We start from the raw sequence: 19,822 nt of genomic DNA, 5'->3' as shown, positions 1-19,822 counted from the left end.
CGGTTTAATCAATGTTTATCCCCACAGCAACATAATCAGCGTTACACTATTCACAATTTCAATACTGGGAGAAAAGATGATGCGCGTACTGGTTGTTGAGGATAACGCATTGCTACGCCATCACCTGAAGGTTCAGCTTCAGGAGATGGGACATCAGGTGGATGATGCTGAAGACGCAAAAGAAGCCGATTATTATCTCAATGAACACTTGCCGGATATCGCCATCGTCGACTTAGGCTTGCCTGATGAAGACGGTTTGTCGTTGATCCGTCGTTGGCGCAGCCATGACGTGTCCCTTCCGGTGCTGGTGTTGACCGCCCGTGAAGGCTGGCAGGACAAAGTTGAGGTGCTAAGCGCTGGCGCCGATGATTACGTCACCAAGCCGTTCCACATCGAAGAAGTGGCTGCGCGTATGCAGGCGTTATTACGCCGTAACAGCGGGCTGGCCTCACAGGTTATCACCCTTCCCCCTTTCCAGGTCGATCTCTCGCGCCGTGAATTCTCAATTAATGAGGAAGTGATCAAGCTGACGGCATTCGAATATACCATCATTGAGACGCTTATCCGTAACAACGGCAAAGTGGTGAGCAAAGATTCCCTTATGCTCCAGCTCTATCCGGATGCCGAACTGCGTGAGAGCCATACCATTGACGTATTAATGGGCCGTTTGCGCAAAAAAATCCAGGCGCAGTTCCCCCAGGATGTGATAACCACCGTCCGTGGTCAGGGCTACCTGTTCGAATTACGCTAAATGAAACGGATTTTACGCCATATCCTGCCCCTCTCTCTGCGGGTTCGCTTTTTACTGGCAACAGCAGCCGTTGTGCTGGTGTTGTCGCTCTCCTATGGCATGGTGGCTCTGGTTGGCTACAGCGTCAGTTTTGATAAAACGACCTTTCGTCTACTGCGTGGCGAAAGTAACCTGTTTTACACTCTCGCTAAGTGGGAAAACAACCAAATCACCGTTGATATGCCGGAAAATCTTAACCAGCAAAGCCCGACGCTGGCGCTTATCTATGATGAAAAGGGGAATCTTCTGTGGTCCCAGCGGGAAGTTCCCTGGCTGGTGAATAGCATCCGCCCGGAATGGCTGAAGACCAACGGCTTCCATGAAATCGAAGCCGATCTCAATACCACCAGCTCATTGCTGCGTGACGATCGCTCGCTACAGCAAAAACTGGATGAGATCCGCGAGGATGACGCTGCAACAGAGATGACGCACTCCGTTGCAATTAACATCTACCCGGCAACGTTGGGCATGCCGCAGCTGACTATTGTGGTTATCGATACCATTCCGGTGGAGCTTAAACGTTCTTATATGGTCTGGAGCTGGTTCGTGTATGTTCTGGCCGCTAACCTGTTGCTGGTGATCCCGTTGCTGTGGGTTGCCGCCTGGTGGAGCCTGCGCCCAATTGAGTCTCTGGCGAAGGAGGTTCGCGAACTGGAAGAACATCACCGTGAGAAGCTCAACCCGGAAACTACCCGCGAGCTGACAAGCCTGGTGCGTAATCTTAACCGTCTGCTGAAAAGTGAACGCGAGCGCTACGATAAATACCGCACGACGCTTACCGACCTGACCCACAGCCTGAAAACACCGCTTGCCGTGATGCAAAGCACCCTGCGTTCCATGCGCAGCGCTAAGCTGAGCGTCGACGATGCCGAACCGGTGATGCTGGAGCAGATAAGCCGCATTTCACAGCAAATTGGCTATTACCTGCACCGTGCCAGTATGCGTTCCGGAAGCGGGCTGATGAGTCGTGAACTGCACCCGGTTGCGCCTTTACTGGATAACCTCACCTCCGCCCTGAATAAGGTCTATCAGCGTAAAGGGGTGGACATCAGCCTCGATATCTCGCCAGAGATCAGCTTCGTGGGTGAGAAAAACGATTTCATGGAAGTGATGGGGAATTTGCTGGATAACGCCTGCAAATACTGCCTTGAATTTGTGGAAGTTTCCGTGCGCGTCACAGACAATGAATTACATATTATCGTGGAAGACGATGGCCCCGGCATTCCGCGCAATAAACGCGATATCGTTTTCGACCGCGGGCAACGGGCAGACACGTTGCGCCCCGGCCAGGGCGTCGGGTTATCCGTTGCGCTAGAGATTGTCGAGCAATACGGTGGCAGGATCGAAACCGGGGAAAGCCTGCTGGGCGGCGCCAGAATGGAAGTCATTTTTGGCCGTCAGCAGCCCGTATCCGGCGAGAGTTAACCCGTTATGTGAAAAATGCGTGGTTCTTGCCCCCAGGCTCCCGCGCTTCCGTTATAATCCGACTCAGTTAGAGCCTGCGGAATAAAAAAATATGGATTATCACTTAACACTCAACTGGCCCGATTTTATTGAACGTTACTGGCAAAAGCGCCCGGTCGTTCTTAAACGCGGGTTCAGCAATTTCATCGACCCACTTTCGCCTGACGAACTGGCGGGTCTGGCGATGGAAAACGAAGTCGACAGCCGTCTGGTCAGCCATCAGGACGGGAAATGGCAGGTCAGCCATGGTCCATTTGAAAGCTACGATCATCTGGGTGAAAACAACTGGTCGTTGCTGGTTCAGGCCGTTAACAACTGGCATGAGCCTACCGCCGCACTCATGCGTCCTTTCCGCGCCCTGCCGGACTGGCGAATGGACGATCTGATGATCTCTTTCTCCGTGCCGGGTGGCGGTGTGGGTCCCCATCTGGATCAATACGACGTGTTTATCATTCAGGGGACGGGCCGTCGCCGCTGGCGCGTGGGTGAAAAGGTGCCGATGAAACAGCACTGTCCGCACCCCGATCTGCTGCAGGTCGATCCGTTTGAGGGGATTATCGATGAAGAGCTCGAGCCGGGTGATATCCTCTATATTCCGCCAGGATTCCCGCACGAGGGATATTCCCTGGAGAATTCACTGAACTATTCTGTCGGGTTCCGCGCCCCTAACGGTCGCGAAATGATCAGCGGTTTTGCCGATTATGTGCTGCAGCGCGAGCTGGGTAGCTATCGCTACAGCGATCCGGATGTCCCGGCCCGTGAACATCCGGCCGATATCCTGCCCGCCGAGCTGGATAAGCTGCGCGGTATGATGCTGGACTTGATCAACGAACCAGCGCATTTCAGACAGTGGTTTGGCGAGTTTATCAGCCAGTCTCGCCACGAGCTGGATGTTGCGCCAGCAGAGCCACCCTACCAGGCCGACGAGATTTATGATGCGCTACAACAGGGCGACAAGCTGGTTCGTTTGGGCGGATTGCGCGTGCTGCGTATTGGTGAAGATGTTTTTGTTAACGGTGACAAGCTCGATTCTCCGCACCGTCCGGCCCTGGAAGCCATCGCCAGCCATATGGTATTGAGTGCCAATACCTTTGGCGATGCGCTGGAAGACCCCTCCTTCCTTGCCATGCTGGCCGCGCTGGTGAACAACGGATACTGGTTCTTCGAGGACTAAGAGGCATGACCTTGCCCGGTGGCACTTTGCTTACCGGGCTTACTACCGCTATCGCTTCGCCGTTAACTCCGCTATTCGGACAATCACGTTCACCGCTTTCTCCATCCCTTCCAGCGTTACAAACTCATGCTTGCCGTGGTAATTGTATCCGCCGGTAAACAGGTTCGGGCAGGGTAATCCCATAAACGACAGTTGCGAGCCGTCGGTGCCGCCGCGAATAGGTTTCAGCAAGGGTTCGATGTTGCAATCGCGCATGGCCTGCTGGGCGATATCGAGAATGTGCGGGTGCTCCATGACCTTCTCGCACATATTGTAATAGCTGTCTTCGATAATCAGCTCAATGTAGCAGTCCGGGTGCAGGCCTTTGCCGACCTTCTTCGCGATTTCCATCATCTTGCGTTTACGTGTTTCAAAGGCTTTGCGCTCGAAATCGCGGACGATATAGTGCATCTGTGCGCTATCAACGGTGCCTTTAATGCTGGTCAGATGATAAAAGCCTTCATAGCCTTCGGTCTGTTCCGGGCTCTCTTCTGCCGGGACTTCAGCATGAATACGAGCAGCCAACGACAGCGCATTAACCATCACCCCTTTTGCGGAACCCGGGTGAACATTGTTGCCGACAATTTTGATCGTCACGGATGCCGCGTTAAAGTTTTCATACTCCAGTTCACCGACCCCACCCCCATCGACGGTGTAGGCCCACCGGGCATTAAAGGCCTCAACGTCAAAGTGCTTCGCCCCTTTCCCCACCTCTTCGTCCGGCGTGAAGGCAACACGAATATCACCATGCGGAATATTTTTTTCTTTCAGTACCGCCAGCGCCGTCATGATCTCGGCAACGCCTGCTTTATCGTCTGCCCCCAACAGCGTCTTGCCATCGGTGGTGATAAGCGTCTGGCCGAGCAACTGGTGCAAAACCGGGAACATCACCGGAGAGAGCACTTCGTCACCGATACCCAGCGCGATGTCGCCGCCGCGATAGTTTTCAACAATCTGCGGGTTCACATTTTTTCCGCTAAAATCCGGTGAGGTGTCGACATGTGAAATGAAGCCTATCGCCGGAATATCACCGGAGACATTGGCAGGCAGCGTTGCCATCACCGTGCCTTTATCGCTTAACGTGACGTTAACCAGCCCCATGGCATCCAGTTGCTCTTTGAGCAGGTTTAATAACTTCCACTGACCCTCGGTGCTCGGGACCTGACGGACACCCGGTTTAGATTGGGTATCCAGCGAAACGTACTGTAAAAAACGCTCAAGTAATTTATCCATGCAGTCACCCTCACTTTTTGTGACAACATTATCAATAAGCATCAAAACGCAAATATTGCGTCAGGTCACTTTTATCCCGCAATCGAGAATTTTTTCCGTTTAAATCGCATTGCGTTAATAAATGTAGCTTATGAATCAGTGACAAGGATTGGCGATTGCCGGGGATTACCGTAGAATGTCCGCCCTCGTTACGAGTCACCAAGGTGGTTACACACAAACCCCGCTTCAGTCTGCTGCCTGAGGCGTCTATATGGGACAGCGCGAAAATTGAATACACAACCCCGTTCACGTGCGCCACTGGTGCAACTGGAACGAATCCGTAAAAGTTTTGATGGCAAAATGGTGATATCCGACCTCAATCTGACCATCAACGATGGTGAGTTTCTGACCCTGCTGGGACCCTCCGGCTGCGGCAAGACCACCGTACTGCGCCTTATCGCCGGGCTGGAAAGCGTCGATAACGGCCACATCCACCTTGAGAACCAGGACATCACCCAGGTTCCTGCCGAAGATCGTCACGTCAATACCGTCTTTCAAAGCTATGCTCTGTTCCCACACATGACCGTGTATGAGAATGTGGCCTTTGGACTGCGGATGCAGAAAACGCCGGCCAGCGAGATCCCTTCCCGCGTGAGTGAAGCCCTGCGCATGGTGCAGCTTGACGAATTTGCCCAGCGTAAACCGCATCAACTTTCCGGCGGCCAGCAACAGCGTGTGGCCATTGCGCGTGCGGTCGTCAACAAACCGCGCCTGCTGCTGCTTGATGAGTCCCTATCCGCGCTGGATTATAAACTGCGCAAGCAGATGCAAAACGAGCTTAAGGCCCTGCAGCGCAAGCTGGGGATTACCTTTGTCTTTGTCACCCACGATCAGGAAGAAGCCCTCACCATGTCCGATCGCATCGTGGTGATGCGAGACGGCAAAATCGAGCAGGATGGTACGCCGCGTGAAATCTACGAAGAGCCGAAAAATCTGTTCGTCGCCAGCTTTATCGGCGAGATCAATATTTTCCACGCCACGGTGATCGAGCGTCTGGATGCGCAGCGTGTTCGCGCAAGCGTCGAAGGCCGCGAGTGTAATATCACCGTCCATTTTGCCGTAGAGGAGGGACAACAGCTTAACGTGCTGCTGCGTCCGGAGGATCTGCGTGTGGATGAAATACACGATAACGCAGAGGCTGAAGGCCTTATCGGCTATATCCGCGAGCGGAACTATAAGGGCATGACCCTGGAGTCTGTCGTCGAGCTGGAAAACGGTAAGATGGTGATGGTCAGCGAGTTTTTTAACGAAGACGATCCGGACTTTGACCACTCTCTCGACCAGAAAATGGTTATCAATTGGGTAGAAAGCTGGGAGGTTGTACTGGCTGATGAAGAACACAAGTAAATTCCAGAATGTGGTGATTGCCACGATCGTCGGTTGGCTTGTGTTATTTGTCTTTCTCCCCAACCTGATGATCATTGTGACCAGCTTTCTGACCCGCGACGATACCCACTTCGTTAAGCTGGTCTTTACGCTGGATAACTACGCGCGCCTGCTCGATCCGCTCTATTTTGACGTGCTACTGCATTCGCTCAATATGGCGCTGATCGCCACTCTCGCCTGCCTGCTGCTGGGCTATCCTTTCGCGTGGTTCCTGGCACGACTGCCACGAAAGGTACGCCCGCTGCTGCTGTTTTTACTGATTGTTCCATTCTGGACCAACTCATTAATTCGCATTTACGGGTTAAAAATTTTTCTCAGCACCAAAGGCTACCTCAATGCCTTTTTGCTGTGGCTCGGGGTAATTGACACGCCGATACGCATCATGTTCACCCCGGGAGCGGTGATCGTCGGTCTGGTTTACATCCTGCTGCCGTTTATGGTGATGCCGCTCTACTCCAGCATTGAAAAGCTCGATAAACCGTTGCTCGAAGCGGCGAAAGATCTGGGCGCCAGCAAGCTACAAACGTTTATCCGCATCGTTATTCCTCTGACCATGCCCGGTATCGTCGCGGGCTGTCTGCTGGTGATGCTACCGGCGATGGGGCTATTCTACGTGTCTGACCTGATGGGCGGGGCAAAAAACCTGCTGATTGGTAACGTGATTAAGAGCCAGTTCCTGAACATTCGCGACTGGCCGTTTGGCTCCGCGACCAGCATTACGCTTACGGTAATAATGGGTCTCATGCTGCTGGTGTACTGGCGTGCCTCGCGCTTGTTGAACAAGAGGGTAGAACTCGAATGATCGGTCGACTGCTTCGCGGCGGTTTTATGACCGCTATTTATGCGTATCTTTATATTCCGATCATTATTTTGATCGTGAACTCGTTTAACAGTTCCCGCTTCGGGATCAACTGGCAAGGCTTTACCACGCGCTGGTATAGCCTGCTGATAAACAACGACAGCCTGCTTCAGGCCGCGCAGCACTCACTGACGATGGCGGTGTTATCCGCCACCTTCGCAACGCTGATTGGCTCGCTCACCGCCGTGGCGCTGTATCGCTACCGTTTTCGCGGCAAGCCGTTCGTCGGTGGAATGCTGTTTATAGTGATGATGTCACCCGATATCGTGATGGCCATTTCTCTGCTGGTGCTGTTTATGCTGCTGGGCGTGCAGCTTGGCTTCTGGTCACTGCTGTTTTCCCACATCACCTTCTGCCTGCCTTTTGTGGTGGTAACGGTCTTTGCGCGCCTGAAAGGCTTCGACGTGCGCATGCTCGAGGCCGCCAAAGACCTTGGCGCCAGCGAGATGACGATTCTGCGTAAAATCATCCTGCCGCTGGCGATGCCTGCCGTTGCGGCCGGGTGGTTGCTGAGCTTCACCCTGTCGATGGATGACGTTGTGGTCTCATCGTTCGTGACCGGGCCGAGCTATGAAATTCTGCCATTGAAGATCTATTCGATGGTAAAAGTTGGTGTGTCACCTGAGGTGAACGCGCTGGCGACCATTCTGTTGGTATTCTCGTTGGTTCTGGTGATTGCCAGCCAGCTTATTGCTCGTGATAAAACAAAATCTCAGGGGACAATGAAATGAAAAAAATGTTAGCCGCCGCAGCGCTGGTACTCGGGATGGGTAGTGCACATGCAGACGACAGCAAGACGCTCTATTTCTATAACTGGACCGAGTATGTCCCGCCGGGCCTGCTGGAGCAGTTCACCAAAGAGACCGGGATCAAGGTTATCTATTCCACCTACGAGTCAAATGAAACCATGTACGCCAGGCTCAAAACCTACAAGGACGGCGCCTACGATCTGGTGGTTCCCTCAACCTATTTCGTCGACAAAATGCGTAAAGAGGGCATGATCCAGAAGATCGACAAAACAAAGCTGACCCACTTCAGCAATCTCGATCCGCAGATGCTCAACAAGCCGTTTGACCCAAACAATGACTACTCCATCCCCTACATCTGGGGCGCGACGGCCATTGGCATCAACAGCGATGAAATCGATCCCAAAACCGTTACCCGCTGGGCCGACCTGTGGAAACCCGAGTACAAAAGCAGCCTGCTGATGACCGACGATGCCAGGGAAGTGTTCCAGGTAGCGCTGCGTAAGCTGGGCTACTCCGGTAACACGACGGATCCAAAAGAGATTGAAGCGGCCTATAACGAACTGAAAAAACTGATGCCTAATGTAGCCGCGTTCAACTCCGACAACCCGGCAAACCCGTATATGGAAGGCGAAGTGAACCTGGGGATGGTGTGGAACGGCTCGGCGTATGTTGCCCGTCAGGCCGGCACGCCGCTGGAAGTGGTCTGGCCGCAAGAAGGCGGGATCTTCTGGATGGATAGCCTCTCCATTCCTGCAAATGCGAAAAACGTTGAGGGGGCGCTGAAGCTGATTAACTTCCTGCTGCGCCCGGAGGTGGCGAAACAGGTTGCCGAAACCATCGGTTACCCCACGCCAAATCTGGCTGCCCGCAAACTCCTCAGCCCGACGGTAGCGAACGACACCTCGCTGTATCCTGACGCGCAAACCATCAGCAAGGGTGAATGGCAGAACGACGTCGGTGATGCAAGCCGTCTTTACGAAGAGTATTACCAGAAGTTAAAAGCGGGCCGATAAGCCGTCCACCTTCCTCGCTCCCGTGTGGGTGAGGAAGGTTTAACTCACCGTATTTTCGCTGGCCCAGATCGTTGCCCCCCGCATGGCCTCAACCACATCCTCGTCCGCCAGACCCAGCGCGTGCCCCATCCTCAGCGCCGCATCCCACTCCTGCTGTTCATAGACGGCATAGCGTAACAATATCCGCTAACCACCCTTGCTGGTGGCACAGCGCATGACTCACGCTCCGCGGCACCGCGATTTGCTTCATCAGCTCGGTCATCGGCAGATCGAGGAGGGTATCAAGAAGTGAAAACAGGCCGCAGATAAAGGCATTCTCTGCACGCTGCGGTTCGTTCATTTTTTCTGCAATCAGCTCGCAGAATTTTCCTCGCATCATGCTCAGGGGATAAAGTTCGCTGACGGTGTCGTTTCCGGCGCTTGCCAACACCACTACGGCCACAAAGCGCCTGAGCTGATTTTCACCGAGATACATCAGGACTTCGCTCAGCGTTAACTTATTAAAATTGCACTCCCCGGCGTATTTGAATGCGGTATGCTTCATATAGCGCATAATTTTATAGGACAGCGTAAGGTCGGTTTTAATCAACGACTCGATAATGCGAAAATCGGGTTTATTGAGCCCCACCTCCACCTGCAGGCGAAAAATGGCGAGCTGATTTTGCGACAACCGTTTATACTTAATGACTTCCGGGCGGCAGAAAAAATATCCCTGGAACAGCGTGAACCCGGCATCCCGATATAATTTAAACTCCTCTTTAGTTTCAATTTTTTCAGCAAGATACTGAATATATCCAGTGAGGTTTGCGCGCTGTTTAAGATAATTTTCAATTTGCGCTAAGGTATAATTTCTGACATCAAACTTTACTATCGCAATATAGGGTCATATTCCGCCGACACATCTGGAAAACGGTTGGTCATCCCATCTCTGAAAAGCAGTTCATAGGCTACCGTTTTCATCTCGGTGTTTAAAATGGGTTGTCGCGCGATAAATGCGTACATTCTCCGCCCTCCTTAACAATTATCTGCCGGGTAGCATCTTCTTTTTTCAGAGATATAACGAGTTCTATTTTTAGTTAACGCACAAATGAGAAGCAACCACACTTATTATCAGGGTTTATCACGGCGAGTCATAATAATTACATTGGCCAGGACAGAATCAATAAATAAAGCACCCGATTGCGGGTGCGCTTTACAATCGAAAAGCCGTTACAGCCCTTTGAGTAGTTTGTCGACAAACGCCGGCACCACTAAACTTGCCAGACCGTAATGCTTCTCTTCAAACTCGCTGCCCACCTGGCTCGGCTCCAGATTAAGTTCCACCGTATGCGCCCCCTGAAGACGCGCTTCGTGGACAAATCCCGCCGCCGGATAGACATGCCCGGACGTACCGATTGCGATAAACACATCCGCCATGGCCAACGCGCTGTAAATCTCATCCATCCCTAGCGGCATTTCACCAAACCAAACCACATGCGGACGCAGGCGCGATGGAAACTGGCAGCAGTGGCATCGATCTTCGTTCAGGACATCCTCTTCCCAGTCCAGCACCTGCCCGCTCGAAGCACAACGCACTTTCAACAGTTCACCGTGCATATGGATGATGTTTTTGTTACCGGCTCTTTCGTGAAGGTTATCGATATTCTGCGTGATCAGCAGAAAGCGATCCCCGAGCGCCTCTTCCAGCGTCGCCAGCGCCTGATGCGCCGCATTTGGCGCAATCTCTGGCTGCTGGAGCTGACGGCGGCGGGCGTTGTAAAACGCCTGCACCAGCGCCGGATCGCGGGCAAACCCTTCCGGTGTCGCCACATCTTCTACGTGGTGCTCTTCCCATAGTCCGTCTACGGCACGGAAAGTACGAATGCCGGACTCTGCGGAAATTCCCGCGCCGGTCAATACCACCACTCTGGGTTTATCCATTGCTTCTGGCATCATTCTGTCTCTGAAAAAGATCCGCTGACGCAAGCGCTCGCGCAAGCGGCGTTTATTTTTGCGAAAACGGCTGAGTCGACCCTGGCGACGCGACAGCATAGTAACCTCGTAAAACTAATCGGTGAGATGGAGGAATGCGGCTCCGCGCATGCCTCCTGCGTCCCCGTGCCGCGCGCGTTCAATACGCGGCACGCGGGCGACCGGCAATAAGTGTCGTGGCAAACGCCCGGACAACCTTTCCGTGATCGCAGTAAAGTTTGACAGCCCGCCGCCAATCACCAGCAGATCCGGATCGACGAGGGTGAGGATATTCCCCAGGCACACCGCCAGCAGATCGAGATAGCGTTCGACGTGCTCACACGCCCGGGCGTCCCCTTGCTCCCACAAAGTGATGATTTGGGGGGCATCAAGTTTCTGATGATAGAAGTGTTCATATAGCCATGCAAACCCACCGCCGGAGAGATAATTTTCAATGCAGCCGTGCTGGCCGCAGCCGCAGCGGGTAAGCGGAAATTCGCGCCCTACCACGTCCAGCGCATCTACCGGCAGACGGAGATGACCGAATTCGCCGGTAATATAGCTGCGCCCGGTAATCGGTTTGCCGTTGATGACGATCCCCCCGCCAACGCCCGTGCCGAGGATCAGCCCCATCACCAGCGGATACTGGCGAAATTCATCGTCCCAGGCTTCCGAGAGGGCAAAACAGTTGGCATCGTTATCTAAACGCACGTCGCGCTCAAGAAGGCGAGAGAGATCAGCGCGCAGCGGTTTTCCGCTGGCAGCCGGAACATTCGCGGCATACAGCGTGCCATCGTCGGTTTCCGGCATACCCGGAATACCAATGCCGACGCTGCCCTTCACCTTAAAGCGCGCGTCAGCTTGTGCCACCAGCCCGGCAATGGTCGTTAAAAATGCGTCATAGCTTTCGCGCGGGGTGGGAACACGGGTTTCCCACAGCAAAGTGAGGTTTTCATCAAACACGCCCAGCGCAATTTTTGTGCCGCCAATATCAAATCCATAATACATAGTGCATTCCTCTTTTTGATATAGCAGGCCAAAGACCGCTATACCACGACGTAATTACTGGCCACTTAATACCCTCGCCGGATCAATTCGGCTTGCGCGACGCGCCGGATACCAGCTTGCCAGCAGACTCAGTAAAAGTGCTGTAATCAGCACATATAAAACGTCCAGCCAGTGCAATTCAGACGGCAGGAAGTCAATAAAATAGATATCACCCGACAGGAACTGGTGGCCGATAAGCTTTTCAATCCCGTTGATGATGGGCGTCAACTGCAGTGAAACCACCACCCCAATTACCACGCCGCAGAGGCTGCCAAACAGCCCCGCCAGCAAGCCATACCAGACGAAGATGGCGCGGATAAGACCGTCTTTGGCCCCCAGGGTACGCAGCACCGCAATATCGCCGCTCTTGTCTTTCACCGCCATCACCAGGGTCGAGACGATATTGAAGCAGGCTACGCCTATCACCAGCACCATCGCCAGATACATAATGGCGCGGATCATCTGGATATCACGATACATATACCCGTAAGTGCCGATCCAGCTTTTGATGTAAACATAGCTATTGGTCACTGCGCCGGCATCTCGCACCAGTTTATTGGCATTGAAGACGTCGTTTACCTTGATGGCAATGCCGGTTACGCTATCCGCCATGTCCAGATACTGACGCGCATCTTCCATGGGGACCATCGCAAAGCTGTGGTCGAGCTGGCCGCTCAGTTGAAGAATACCGGTGACGTGCAGACGCACGCGTTTGGGCTGCTGCAGCTTATGGTCGGCGCTGGCATTCGGGATCATGATGGATACCCAGTCACCCTGCTTCACCTTCAGGGCATCGGCGACGCCTTTACCGATGATGATTTGCTGTTCACCGGCCTTAAAGTTCGCCCAGGCGCCGTTCTGCACATAGTTCGGCAGTGCGCTCAGACGCGCTTCCTGCGACGGGTTCACCCCTTTCACCTGAATAGCGCGCAGATTCACGCCGCTCTCGACCAGGCCGGTAAAGTTGATATAGGGTGCAGCGGCAACAATGCCCGGCACCTTTTCAATTTTAGTGAGGGATTCGCGCCAGTTTGTCCATGGCTGGTTAACCGGTTCGATTTCACCGTGCGGTACCACTGCCAGAATTCGGTTATTCAACTCACGCTCGAAGCCGTTCATCGCGCTTAAGCCGACGATCAACACCGCCACGCCCAGCGCAATACCAATGGTCGAGATAACAGAGATGAGCGATACCATACCGCCGCGACGGCGGCCGCGGCTAAAGCGCAACCCAATAAGTAACGATAACGGTGACGCCATTACTGCGCTCCCGTCAGGGTCAGTTCGGTGTTCAGGCGACCATCACGCATTTCAAGCTGGCGTCCCATCCGTTTTGCCAGTTGCAGGTCATGAGTGACCACCAGAAACGCGGTTCCCTGCGAGGCATTGAGCTCGCCCAGAAGCTGGAAAATACTGTCAGCATTGCGCGCATCCAGATTACCGGTCGGTTCATCCGCCAGCACCAGACGCGGGTTGTTGACCAGGGCCCGGGCGATCGCCACGCGCTGGCGCTCACCACCAGAAAGCTCGGATGGGCGGTGGTTGCCGCGGTGCCCAAGCCCTACCGCTTTCAGCATATCGCTGGCGCGGGTGTTAATTTCGCCCAGCTTCTTTTTGCCAATCAGCAGCGGCATAGCGACGTTTTCCAGCGCCGTGAAGTCCGGCAGCAGGTGGTGAAACTGGTAGATAAAACCTAACTCACGGTTACGCAGCTCCGCTTTCGCGGTAGAGGACATTTTGCTCATCGGCTGGCCGGAGAAGATCACGTCACCTTCGGTTGGCGTATCCAGACCGCCCAGCAGATGCAGCAAGGTGCTTTTACCGGAGCCGGAACTGCCGACAATCGCCATTGTTTCACCTTCGGCCACGCTAAAACTCACGTTGTGCAGCACGTGGGTCTGCACAGTGCCTTCCTGATAGCGTTTGGACAGGTTGTCGCATTGCAACAGGATCTTATTCATAACGTAAAGCCTCAGCGGGTTGAGTGGCGGCAGCGCGCCAGGAAGGATAAAGCGTAGAAAGCAGCGCAATGACCATCGCGGCCAGCGCAATACCGACTACCTGCAGCGGCTCAATCGCCACCGGCAGCGCCGCGCCATCCAGCAGAGCACCGATGATCGGCATTAAATTATTCAACTGGCTGGCAAGCAGCGCGCCCAGCGACGCGCCGAGCAGCGCACCGATAATCCCTGCGCTGGCCCCCTGGACCATGAATACCGCCATGATCTGGCGCGGCGTAAGCCCTTGCGTTTGCAAAATAGCAACTTCGCCCTGTTTTTCCATCACCATCAGGCCAAGCGAGGTGATAATGTTAAACGCGGCGACGGCCACGATCAGGCTTAACAGCAGCCCCATCATGTTCTTTTCCATGCGCACGGCCTGGAACAGCTCGCCCTTACGATCGCGCCAGTCCTGCCATTTAGTTCCTTCCGGCAAGGTTTGCTGGCTGAGGGTGTCCACCTTCAGGGGAGCGTCAAGCCACAGCCGCCAGCCGGTAATATTGCCAGCCGGGTAGCGCATCAGGCGTGAAGCATCCTGAATGTTGACCAGCATCTGATACCCATCCACTTCACTATTTGCCGCGAAGGTGCCTATCACATTAAACAGACGCTGGCTCGGCAGGCGGCCCATCGGGGTAAACTGGCTGGCAGACGGCACCATCACGCGAAGCTGGTCGCCGCGGTTGACGCCAAGCTGTCCGGCAAGCTGCTCACCCAGAATAACGTTGTACTGGCCGGCCTGCAGATCGGTTTGCTTAACGTTGACCAGAAATGGCGTCAGCGGATCGTGTTGAGCGGGGTCGATGCCCAGCATCACGCCAACGGCCACGCTGCGGGCGCTTTGCAGCACCACATCGCCCGTCGTTATCGGCGCAACACGCGTGACGCCCTGTAACTTCACTGCGCTTTCAGGCAGGTGTTGCGGGTTAACGGAACCGCTGGTTGATGAGAGAACGGCCTGCGGCATCAGCCCCAGAATAGTGTTTTGCAGCTCGCGCTCAAAGCCATTCATGACGGAAAGCACCGTCACCAGCGCCATCACGCCAAGCGTAATGCCAATAGTCGAAAGCCAGGAGACAAAGCGACCGAAGCGGTCCGCGGCGCGCCCACGCATGTAACGTAAGCCTATAAAGAGTGCGACAGGTTGGTACATGAAATCCGTCTGGTTGCTGATAGCAGACCCACGAGTATATAAGCGAATCCGTTAAGCGTAAATGACTGAAACCGTAAGCTTTGGTAATCATTATTCCGAAAAAATCAGATACATCAAGGTACTACTTGCCGATCACTGTGCGCGCACCCTCCACCTTTTCCGAAAAACCGCCTGATACAGACTGTTACCCGTTACATCCCGGTTTCGTTTAAGAACAATAGCGCTTTCGTTTATGACAATAGGTCCTGGCTACCGATGAAACAAAAAGCGTTATGGATTAATCAGATAAAAGGTCTGTGCATCTGCCTTGTGGTGATTTACCACTCGGTGATTACGTTTTATCCGCACCTTAGCGGGCTGCAACACCCCCTGTCTGGCCTTCTCGCCAAATGCTGGGTCTATTTTAATCTTTATCTCGCACCGTTTCGCATGCCGGTATTTTTCTTTATCTCGGGCTATTTAATCCGGCGTTATATTGACGAGGTGAACTGGCGCACCAGCGTCGACAAACGCATCTGGAGCATCCTCTGGGTACTGGCGCTATGGGGCGTATTGCAGTGGCAGGCACTCAGTCATCTCAATGCCTGGCTTGCCCCTGAGCGTGTGCTGGCCACCTCGTCAAACGCGGCCTATGCCGATTCCATTTCTGGGTTTTTACGCGGCATGCTCACCGCCAGCACCAGCCTGTGGTATTTGTACGCCCTGCTGGTCTATTTCACGCTGTGTAAACTGTTGAGCCGCTGGAAGCTGCCGGTACTGGGCCTGCTGGCGGTAGCGAGCGTAACCATTAACGTTGTGCCGCTACCGTGGTGGGGCATGAACAGCGTGGTGCGCAATATGATCTATTACAGCATGGGCGCGTGGTATGGCGCACAGCTAATGACATGGATGAAAGGAGTCGACCTGCGTCGCCTGTGGCTGGCGGTGGTCGCCTTTGGCATTGTCTCGGTGGCGCTGTGGTTCGCTAACGTCCCGCTCCTGCTCTCTCTGCTGTCGATTGTCGCGATCATGAAGCTTTTCTATAGCATTGAGCAGCGTTATGCCGTTCGTTCCGGCAACCTGCTTAACGTTATTGGATCGAATACCATCGCGATTTACACCACCCATCGAATTTTGATTGAGGCCTTCAGTCTGTTCCTGATTGCGGAAATGAATGCCGCATATTGGCCGGTCTGGGCGGAATTAACGCTGATCGTTATCTATCCGTTTGTCAGCCTGCTGGTCTGTACCCTTGCCGGCCTTGGCATGCGTAAAATCTCTACGGCGCTGTTCGGCGACCTCTTTTTCTCCCCGCCGACCCGACCCTCTGCGGCTCCGGCCACCCGCTAACGCTCTCCTTGCCCCCTTACGGGGGCAAATTTCCCCTCTGTGCGGTTCCGGTTTGCTTATGGAAAACGATCAAGGATAATAAAGACATTGCGTATCAGTAATATGCCCCAATACTGTGGGTATATCCTTAAGAGACTCTGACATAGCCATGCCTGAACACTATCGTTATTCCTTGCCCGTCAAAGCGGGCGACCAGCGCCAGCTGGGCGAACTCACGGGCGCGGCGTGCGCCACGCTGGTGGCAGAAATCGCAGAGCGCCATCCGGGCCCGGTGGTGCTGGTTGCCCCGGATATGCAAAATGCCCTGCGCCTGTACGATGAAATTCGGCAGTTCACCGATAATCGGGTCTTCAGCCTGGCCGACTGGGAAACGCTGCCTTATGACAGCTTCTCCCCGCACCAGGAGATCATCTCCTCGCGCCTGTCGACGCTTTATCAATTACCGACCCTGCAGCGCGGCGTGCTGATCGTACCGGTGAACACGCTGATGCAGCGCGTGTGCCCACACAACTACCTGCACGGTCATGCGCTGGTGATGAAAAAAGGGCAGCGGCTGTCGCGCGACGCCCTGCGCGCGCAGCTGGACAGCGCCGGTTATCGTCATGTCGATCAGGTAATGGAGCATGGCGAGTATGCGACGCGCGGCGCACTGCTGGATCTCTATCCGATGGGCAGCGACCAGCCGTATCGCCTCGACTTTTTTGATGATGAAATCGACAGCCTGCGCGTATTTGACGCCGATACGCAGCGCACGCTGGAAGAAGTGGAATCCATCAATTTACTGCCCGCCCATGAGTTTCCGACTGATAAAACCGCCATCGAGCTGTTTCGCAGCCAGTGGCGCGACAGGTTCGACGTAAAACGCGACGCGGAACATATTTATCAGCAGGTGAGCAAAGGTACGCTGCCGGCGGGGATCGAATACTGGCAGCCGCTGTTCTTTAACGAGCCGCTGCCTGCTCTCTTCAGCTACTTCCCGGCGAATACGCTTATCGTGAATACCGGCGATCCCGACGCCAGCGCCAGCCGCTTTGAAAGCGATACTCGCGCCCGCTTTGAGAATCGGGGCGTGGATCCGATGCGTCCACTGTTACCTCCGGAAACGTTATGGCTGCGTACCGACGAGCTGAACGCAGAGCTTAAACGCTGGCCGCGCATTCAGCTCAAAACGGAGAGCCTTGCCGACAAAGCCGCTAATACCAACCTGGCCTTCCAGAAACTGCCAGATCTTGCCGTTCAGGCACAGCAAAAATCGCCTCTGGATAACCTGCGTAAGTTCCTGGAATCCTTTACCGGCCCGGTGGTGTTTTCCGTGGAAAGTGAAGGCCGCCGTGAAGCGCTGAGCGAACTACTGGGGCGCATCAAAGTCGCGCCGAAGCGCATTTTGCAGCTAAGCGAAGCCATCGGTACGGGCCGCTACCTGATGATTGGCGCCGCCGAGCACGGTTTTGTGGATACGCTGAATAACCTCGCGTTCATTTGCGAAAGCGACCTGCTGGGAGAACGCGTGGCGCGCCGCCGTCAGGACAGCCGCCGGACCATCAACCCGGACACGTTGATCCGCAACCTGGCGGAGTTGCACCCGGGTCAGCCGATTGTGCACTTCGAACATGGCGTCGGGCGTTACCAGGGGATGACCACGCTCGAAGCGGGCGGCATTAAAGCGGAATACCTGATGCTGACCTACGCCAATGACGCCAAACTCTATGTGCCGGTGTCGTCTCTGCATCTGATCAGCCGCTACGCGGGCGGAGCGGAAGACAACGCCCCGCTGCATAAACTGGGCGGTGACGCCTGGGCGCGCGCGCGTCAGAAAGCCGCAGAGAAGGTACGCGATGTGGCCGCCGAGCTGCTGGATATCTATGCCCAGCGAGCGGCCAAAGCGGGCTATGCCTTTAAGCATGATAAAGAGCAGTATCAGTTGTTCTGCGACAGCTTCCCGTTTGAAACCACCCCGGATCAGGCGCAGGCTATCAATGCCGTGTTGAGCGACATGTGCCAGCCGCTGGCGATGGACCGGCTGGTGTGCGGTGACGTCGGCTTTGGTAAAACCGAGGTGGCGATGCGCGCCGCCTTCCTTGCGGTGGAGAATAACAAGCAGGTTGCGGTGCTGGTGCCAACGACTCTCCTCGCCCAGCAGCATTTTGACAATTTCCGCGATCGCTTCGCCAACTGGCCGGTGCGCATTGAGATGCTGTCACGTTTTCGCAGCGCCAAAGAGCAGTCGCAGATTCTGCACCAGGCCAGCGAGGGCAAGGTTGATATTCTGATCGGGACGCACAAGCTGCTGCAAAGCGACGTTAAGTGGAGAGATTTGGGGCTGTTAATCGTTGATGAAGAACATCGCTTCGGCGTTCGCCATAAAGAGCGCATCAAAGCGATGCGCGCCGACGTCGATATTCTGACCCTGACCGCGACGCCTATCCCGCGTACGCTGAATATGGCGATGAGCGGCATGCGCGATCTGTCTATCATTGCCACGCCACCGGCACGTCGCCTGGCGGTAAAAACGTTTGTGCGCGAGTACGATCCCCTGGTGGTGCGCGAGGCTATTCTGCGCGAGGTATTGCGCGGCGGTCAGGTTTATTACCTCTTCAACGATGTGGAAAACATTCAGAAAGCGGCGGATAAACTGGCGGAGCTGGTACCGGAGGCGCGCGTTGCGATCGGTCACGGGCAGATGCGCGAGCGCGAGCTTGAACGGGTAATGAACGATTACCACCACCAGCGTTTTAACGTGCTGGTCTGTACCACCATCATTGAAACCGGGATCGACATCCCGACGGCGAATACCATCATCATTGAACGTGCCGACCACTTCGGCCTTGCGCAGCTTCACCAGTTGCGTGGACGCGTCGGGCGTTCGCATCACCAGGCGTATGCCTGGCTGCTGACGCCGCATCCCAAGGCAATGACCACCGACGCGCAAAAACGTCTGGAAGCGATCGCCTCGCTGGAAGACCTGGGCGCGGGCTTTGCGCTGGCCACGCACGATCTTGAAATTCGCGGCGCCGGTGAACTGCTGGGCGAAGGCCAGAGCGGTTCCATGGAAACCATCGGCTTCTCGCTGTATATGGAACTGCTGGAGAATGCGGTCGATGCTCTCAAGGCCGGGCGTGAGCCTTCACTGGAGGACCTGACCAGCCAACAGACGGAAGTCGAGTTGCGCATGCCTTCTCTGCTGCCGGATGATTTTATTCCGGATGTGAATACCCGTCTGTCATTCTATAAACGTATTGCCAGTGCGAAAAACGAAAACGAGCTGGAAGAGATCAAAGTTGAGCTGATCGACCGCTTCGGGCTGTTGCCCGATGCGGCGAGAAATCTGCTGGATATCGCACGACTGCGCCAGCAGGCGCAGACACTGGGGATCCGTAAGCTCGAAGGCAATGAAAAAGGCGGCATGATTGAGTTCGCGGAGAAAAACCACGTCAACCCGGTGTGGCTGATCGGCTTACTGCAAAAACAACCGCAGCACTTCCGTCTGGATGGACCAACGCGTCTGAAATTTACCCAGGACCTGGCGGAGCGCAAAACGCGTATGGAGTGGGTGCGTCACTTTATGCATCAGCTTGAAGAAAACGCCATCGCTTGATC

General features: G+C 54.7%; 15 protein-coding genes and 1 pseudogene. 9 read left to right on the top strand and 7 right to left on the bottom strand.

The genetic code is table 11. From position 1 onward, the window contains the following. The first annotated feature begins 79 nt into the window (after window positions 1-79). The 3 genes from phoP to NL510_RS09725 all read left to right on the top strand — a co-directional run bounded on the left by phoP (window position 80) and on the right by NL510_RS09725 (window position 3,428). Window positions 80-751 carry a two-component system response regulator PhoP gene (gene phoP, locus NL510_RS09735; RefSeq protein WP_253384845.1) on the top strand — a complete coding sequence of 224 codons (672 nt, stop codon included), beginning with the start codon at window positions 80-82 and terminating at the stop codon, window positions 749-751. Then, a complete protein-coding gene (phoQ, locus tag NL510_RS09730) occupies window positions 752-2,215 on the top strand; it encodes a two-component system sensor histidine kinase PhoQ (RefSeq protein WP_253384076.1) in 1,464 nt (487 codons plus the stop codon). It begins immediately after the preceding gene. Between the two features lie 91 nt (window positions 2,216-2,306). Next, window positions 2,307-3,428 carry a ribosomal protein uL16 3-hydroxylase gene (locus NL510_RS09725; protein WP_253384074.1) on the top strand — a complete coding sequence of 374 codons (1,122 nt, stop codon included), beginning with the start codon at window positions 2,307-2,309 and terminating at the stop codon, window positions 3,426-3,428. Between the two features lie 48 nt (window positions 3,429-3,476). Here the strand turns inward: NL510_RS09725 and pepT are convergent, their stop codons facing one another. Then, complete coding sequence (gene pepT, locus NL510_RS09720) at window positions 3,477-4,700, bottom strand: peptidase T (protein ID WP_253384071.1); 1,224 nt, start codon at window positions 4,698-4,700, stop codon at window positions 3,477-3,479. Window positions 4,701-4,937: 237 nt separating this feature from the next. Here pepT and potA point away from each other — a divergent pair, with 237 nt between their 5' ends. Genes potA through potD form a run of 4 tightly spaced genes read left to right on the top strand, consistent with a single transcriptional unit; the run spans window position 4,938 to window position 8,746 of the window. Further along, on the top strand, window positions 4,938-6,086 hold the full coding sequence (potA, locus tag NL510_RS09715; protein ID WP_253384843.1) for a spermidine/putrescine ABC transporter ATP-binding protein PotA: 1,149 nt from the start codon (window positions 4,938-4,940) through the stop codon (window positions 6,084-6,086). Next, complete coding sequence (gene potB / locus NL510_RS09710; protein WP_253384069.1) at window positions 6,070-6,927, top strand: spermidine/putrescine ABC transporter permease PotB; 858 nt, start codon at window positions 6,070-6,072, stop codon at window positions 6,925-6,927. The genes potA and potB overlap by 17 nt, the downstream gene beginning before the upstream one ends. Further along, a complete protein-coding gene (gene potC / locus NL510_RS09705) occupies window positions 6,924-7,715 on the top strand; it encodes a spermidine/putrescine ABC transporter permease PotC (protein ID WP_253384067.1) in 792 nt (263 codons plus the stop codon). The genes potB and potC overlap by 4 nt, the downstream gene beginning before the upstream one ends. Continuing rightward, window positions 7,712-8,746 (top strand): spermidine/putrescine ABC transporter substrate-binding protein PotD, encoded by a 1,035-nt coding sequence (gene potD, locus NL510_RS09700; protein WP_253384065.1) that lies wholly within the window; start codon window positions 7,712-7,714, stop codon window positions 8,744-8,746. Before potC ends, potD begins: the two co-directional genes overlap by 4 nt. Before the next feature lie 39 nt (window positions 8,747-8,785). On the opposite strand, the pseudogene NL510_RS09695 reads toward potD, so the two are convergent. From NL510_RS09695 to lolC, 6 genes and pseudogenes are all read right to left on the bottom strand, one after another. Continuing rightward, a pseudogene (locus tag NL510_RS09695) lies at window positions 8,786-9,748 on the bottom strand (EAL and HDOD domain-containing protein). A 207-nt stretch (window positions 9,749-9,955) separates the two neighbouring features. Beyond that, window positions 9,956-10,777 carry a Sir2 family NAD+-dependent deacetylase gene (gene cobB / locus NL510_RS09690; protein ID WP_253384063.1) on the bottom strand — a complete coding sequence of 274 codons (822 nt, stop codon included), beginning with the start codon at window positions 10,775-10,777 and terminating at the stop codon, window positions 9,956-9,958. 15 nt (window positions 10,778-10,792) lie between these two features. Beyond that, on the bottom strand, window positions 10,793-11,704 hold the full coding sequence (gene nagK, locus NL510_RS09685; RefSeq protein ID WP_253384061.1) for an N-acetylglucosamine kinase: 912 nt from the start codon (window positions 11,702-11,704) through the stop codon (window positions 10,793-10,795). A gap of 54 nt (window positions 11,705-11,758) precedes the next feature. Next, window positions 11,759-13,003 (bottom strand): lipoprotein-releasing ABC transporter permease subunit LolE, encoded by a 1,245-nt coding sequence (gene lolE / locus NL510_RS09680; protein ID WP_253384059.1) that lies wholly within the window; start codon window positions 13,001-13,003, stop codon window positions 11,759-11,761. Next, window positions 13,003-13,704 carry a lipoprotein-releasing ABC transporter ATP-binding protein LolD gene (gene lolD, locus NL510_RS09675; protein ID WP_253384057.1) on the bottom strand — a complete coding sequence of 234 codons (702 nt, stop codon included), beginning with the start codon at window positions 13,702-13,704 and terminating at the stop codon, window positions 13,003-13,005. The genes lolE and lolD overlap by 1 nt, the downstream gene beginning before the upstream one ends. Next, window positions 13,697-14,896, bottom strand: a complete 1,200-nt coding sequence (lolC, locus tag NL510_RS09670) for a lipoprotein-releasing ABC transporter permease subunit LolC (RefSeq protein WP_253384055.1) — start codon at window positions 14,894-14,896, stop codon at window positions 13,697-13,699. The genes lolD and lolC overlap by 8 nt, the downstream gene beginning before the upstream one ends. A 255-nt stretch (window positions 14,897-15,151) precedes the next feature. Here lolC and NL510_RS09665 point away from each other — a divergent pair, with 255 nt between their 5' ends. Next, the gene (locus NL510_RS09665) at window positions 15,152-16,225 is read left to right on the top strand and encodes an acyltransferase family protein (protein WP_253384053.1); all 1,074 of its coding nucleotides are present in this window, start codon (window positions 15,152-15,154) and stop codon (window positions 16,223-16,225) included. 148 nt (window positions 16,226-16,373) lie between these two features. Next, window positions 16,374-19,820, top strand: a complete 3,447-nt coding sequence (mfd, locus tag NL510_RS09660; RefSeq protein ID WP_253384051.1) for a transcription-repair coupling factor — start codon at window positions 16,374-16,376, stop codon at window positions 19,818-19,820. The last annotated feature ends 2 nt before the right edge of the window (window positions 19,821-19,822 follow it).

This window comes from unidentified bacterial endosymbiont (assembly GCF_918797525.1).
In the GTDB taxonomy this organism is placed as follows: domain Bacteria; phylum Pseudomonadota; class Gammaproteobacteria; order Enterobacterales; family Enterobacteriaceae; genus Enterobacter.
The sequence above is the reverse complement of the archived record's forward strand: the minus strand, read 5'-3'. Positions and strand labels throughout refer to the sequence as shown.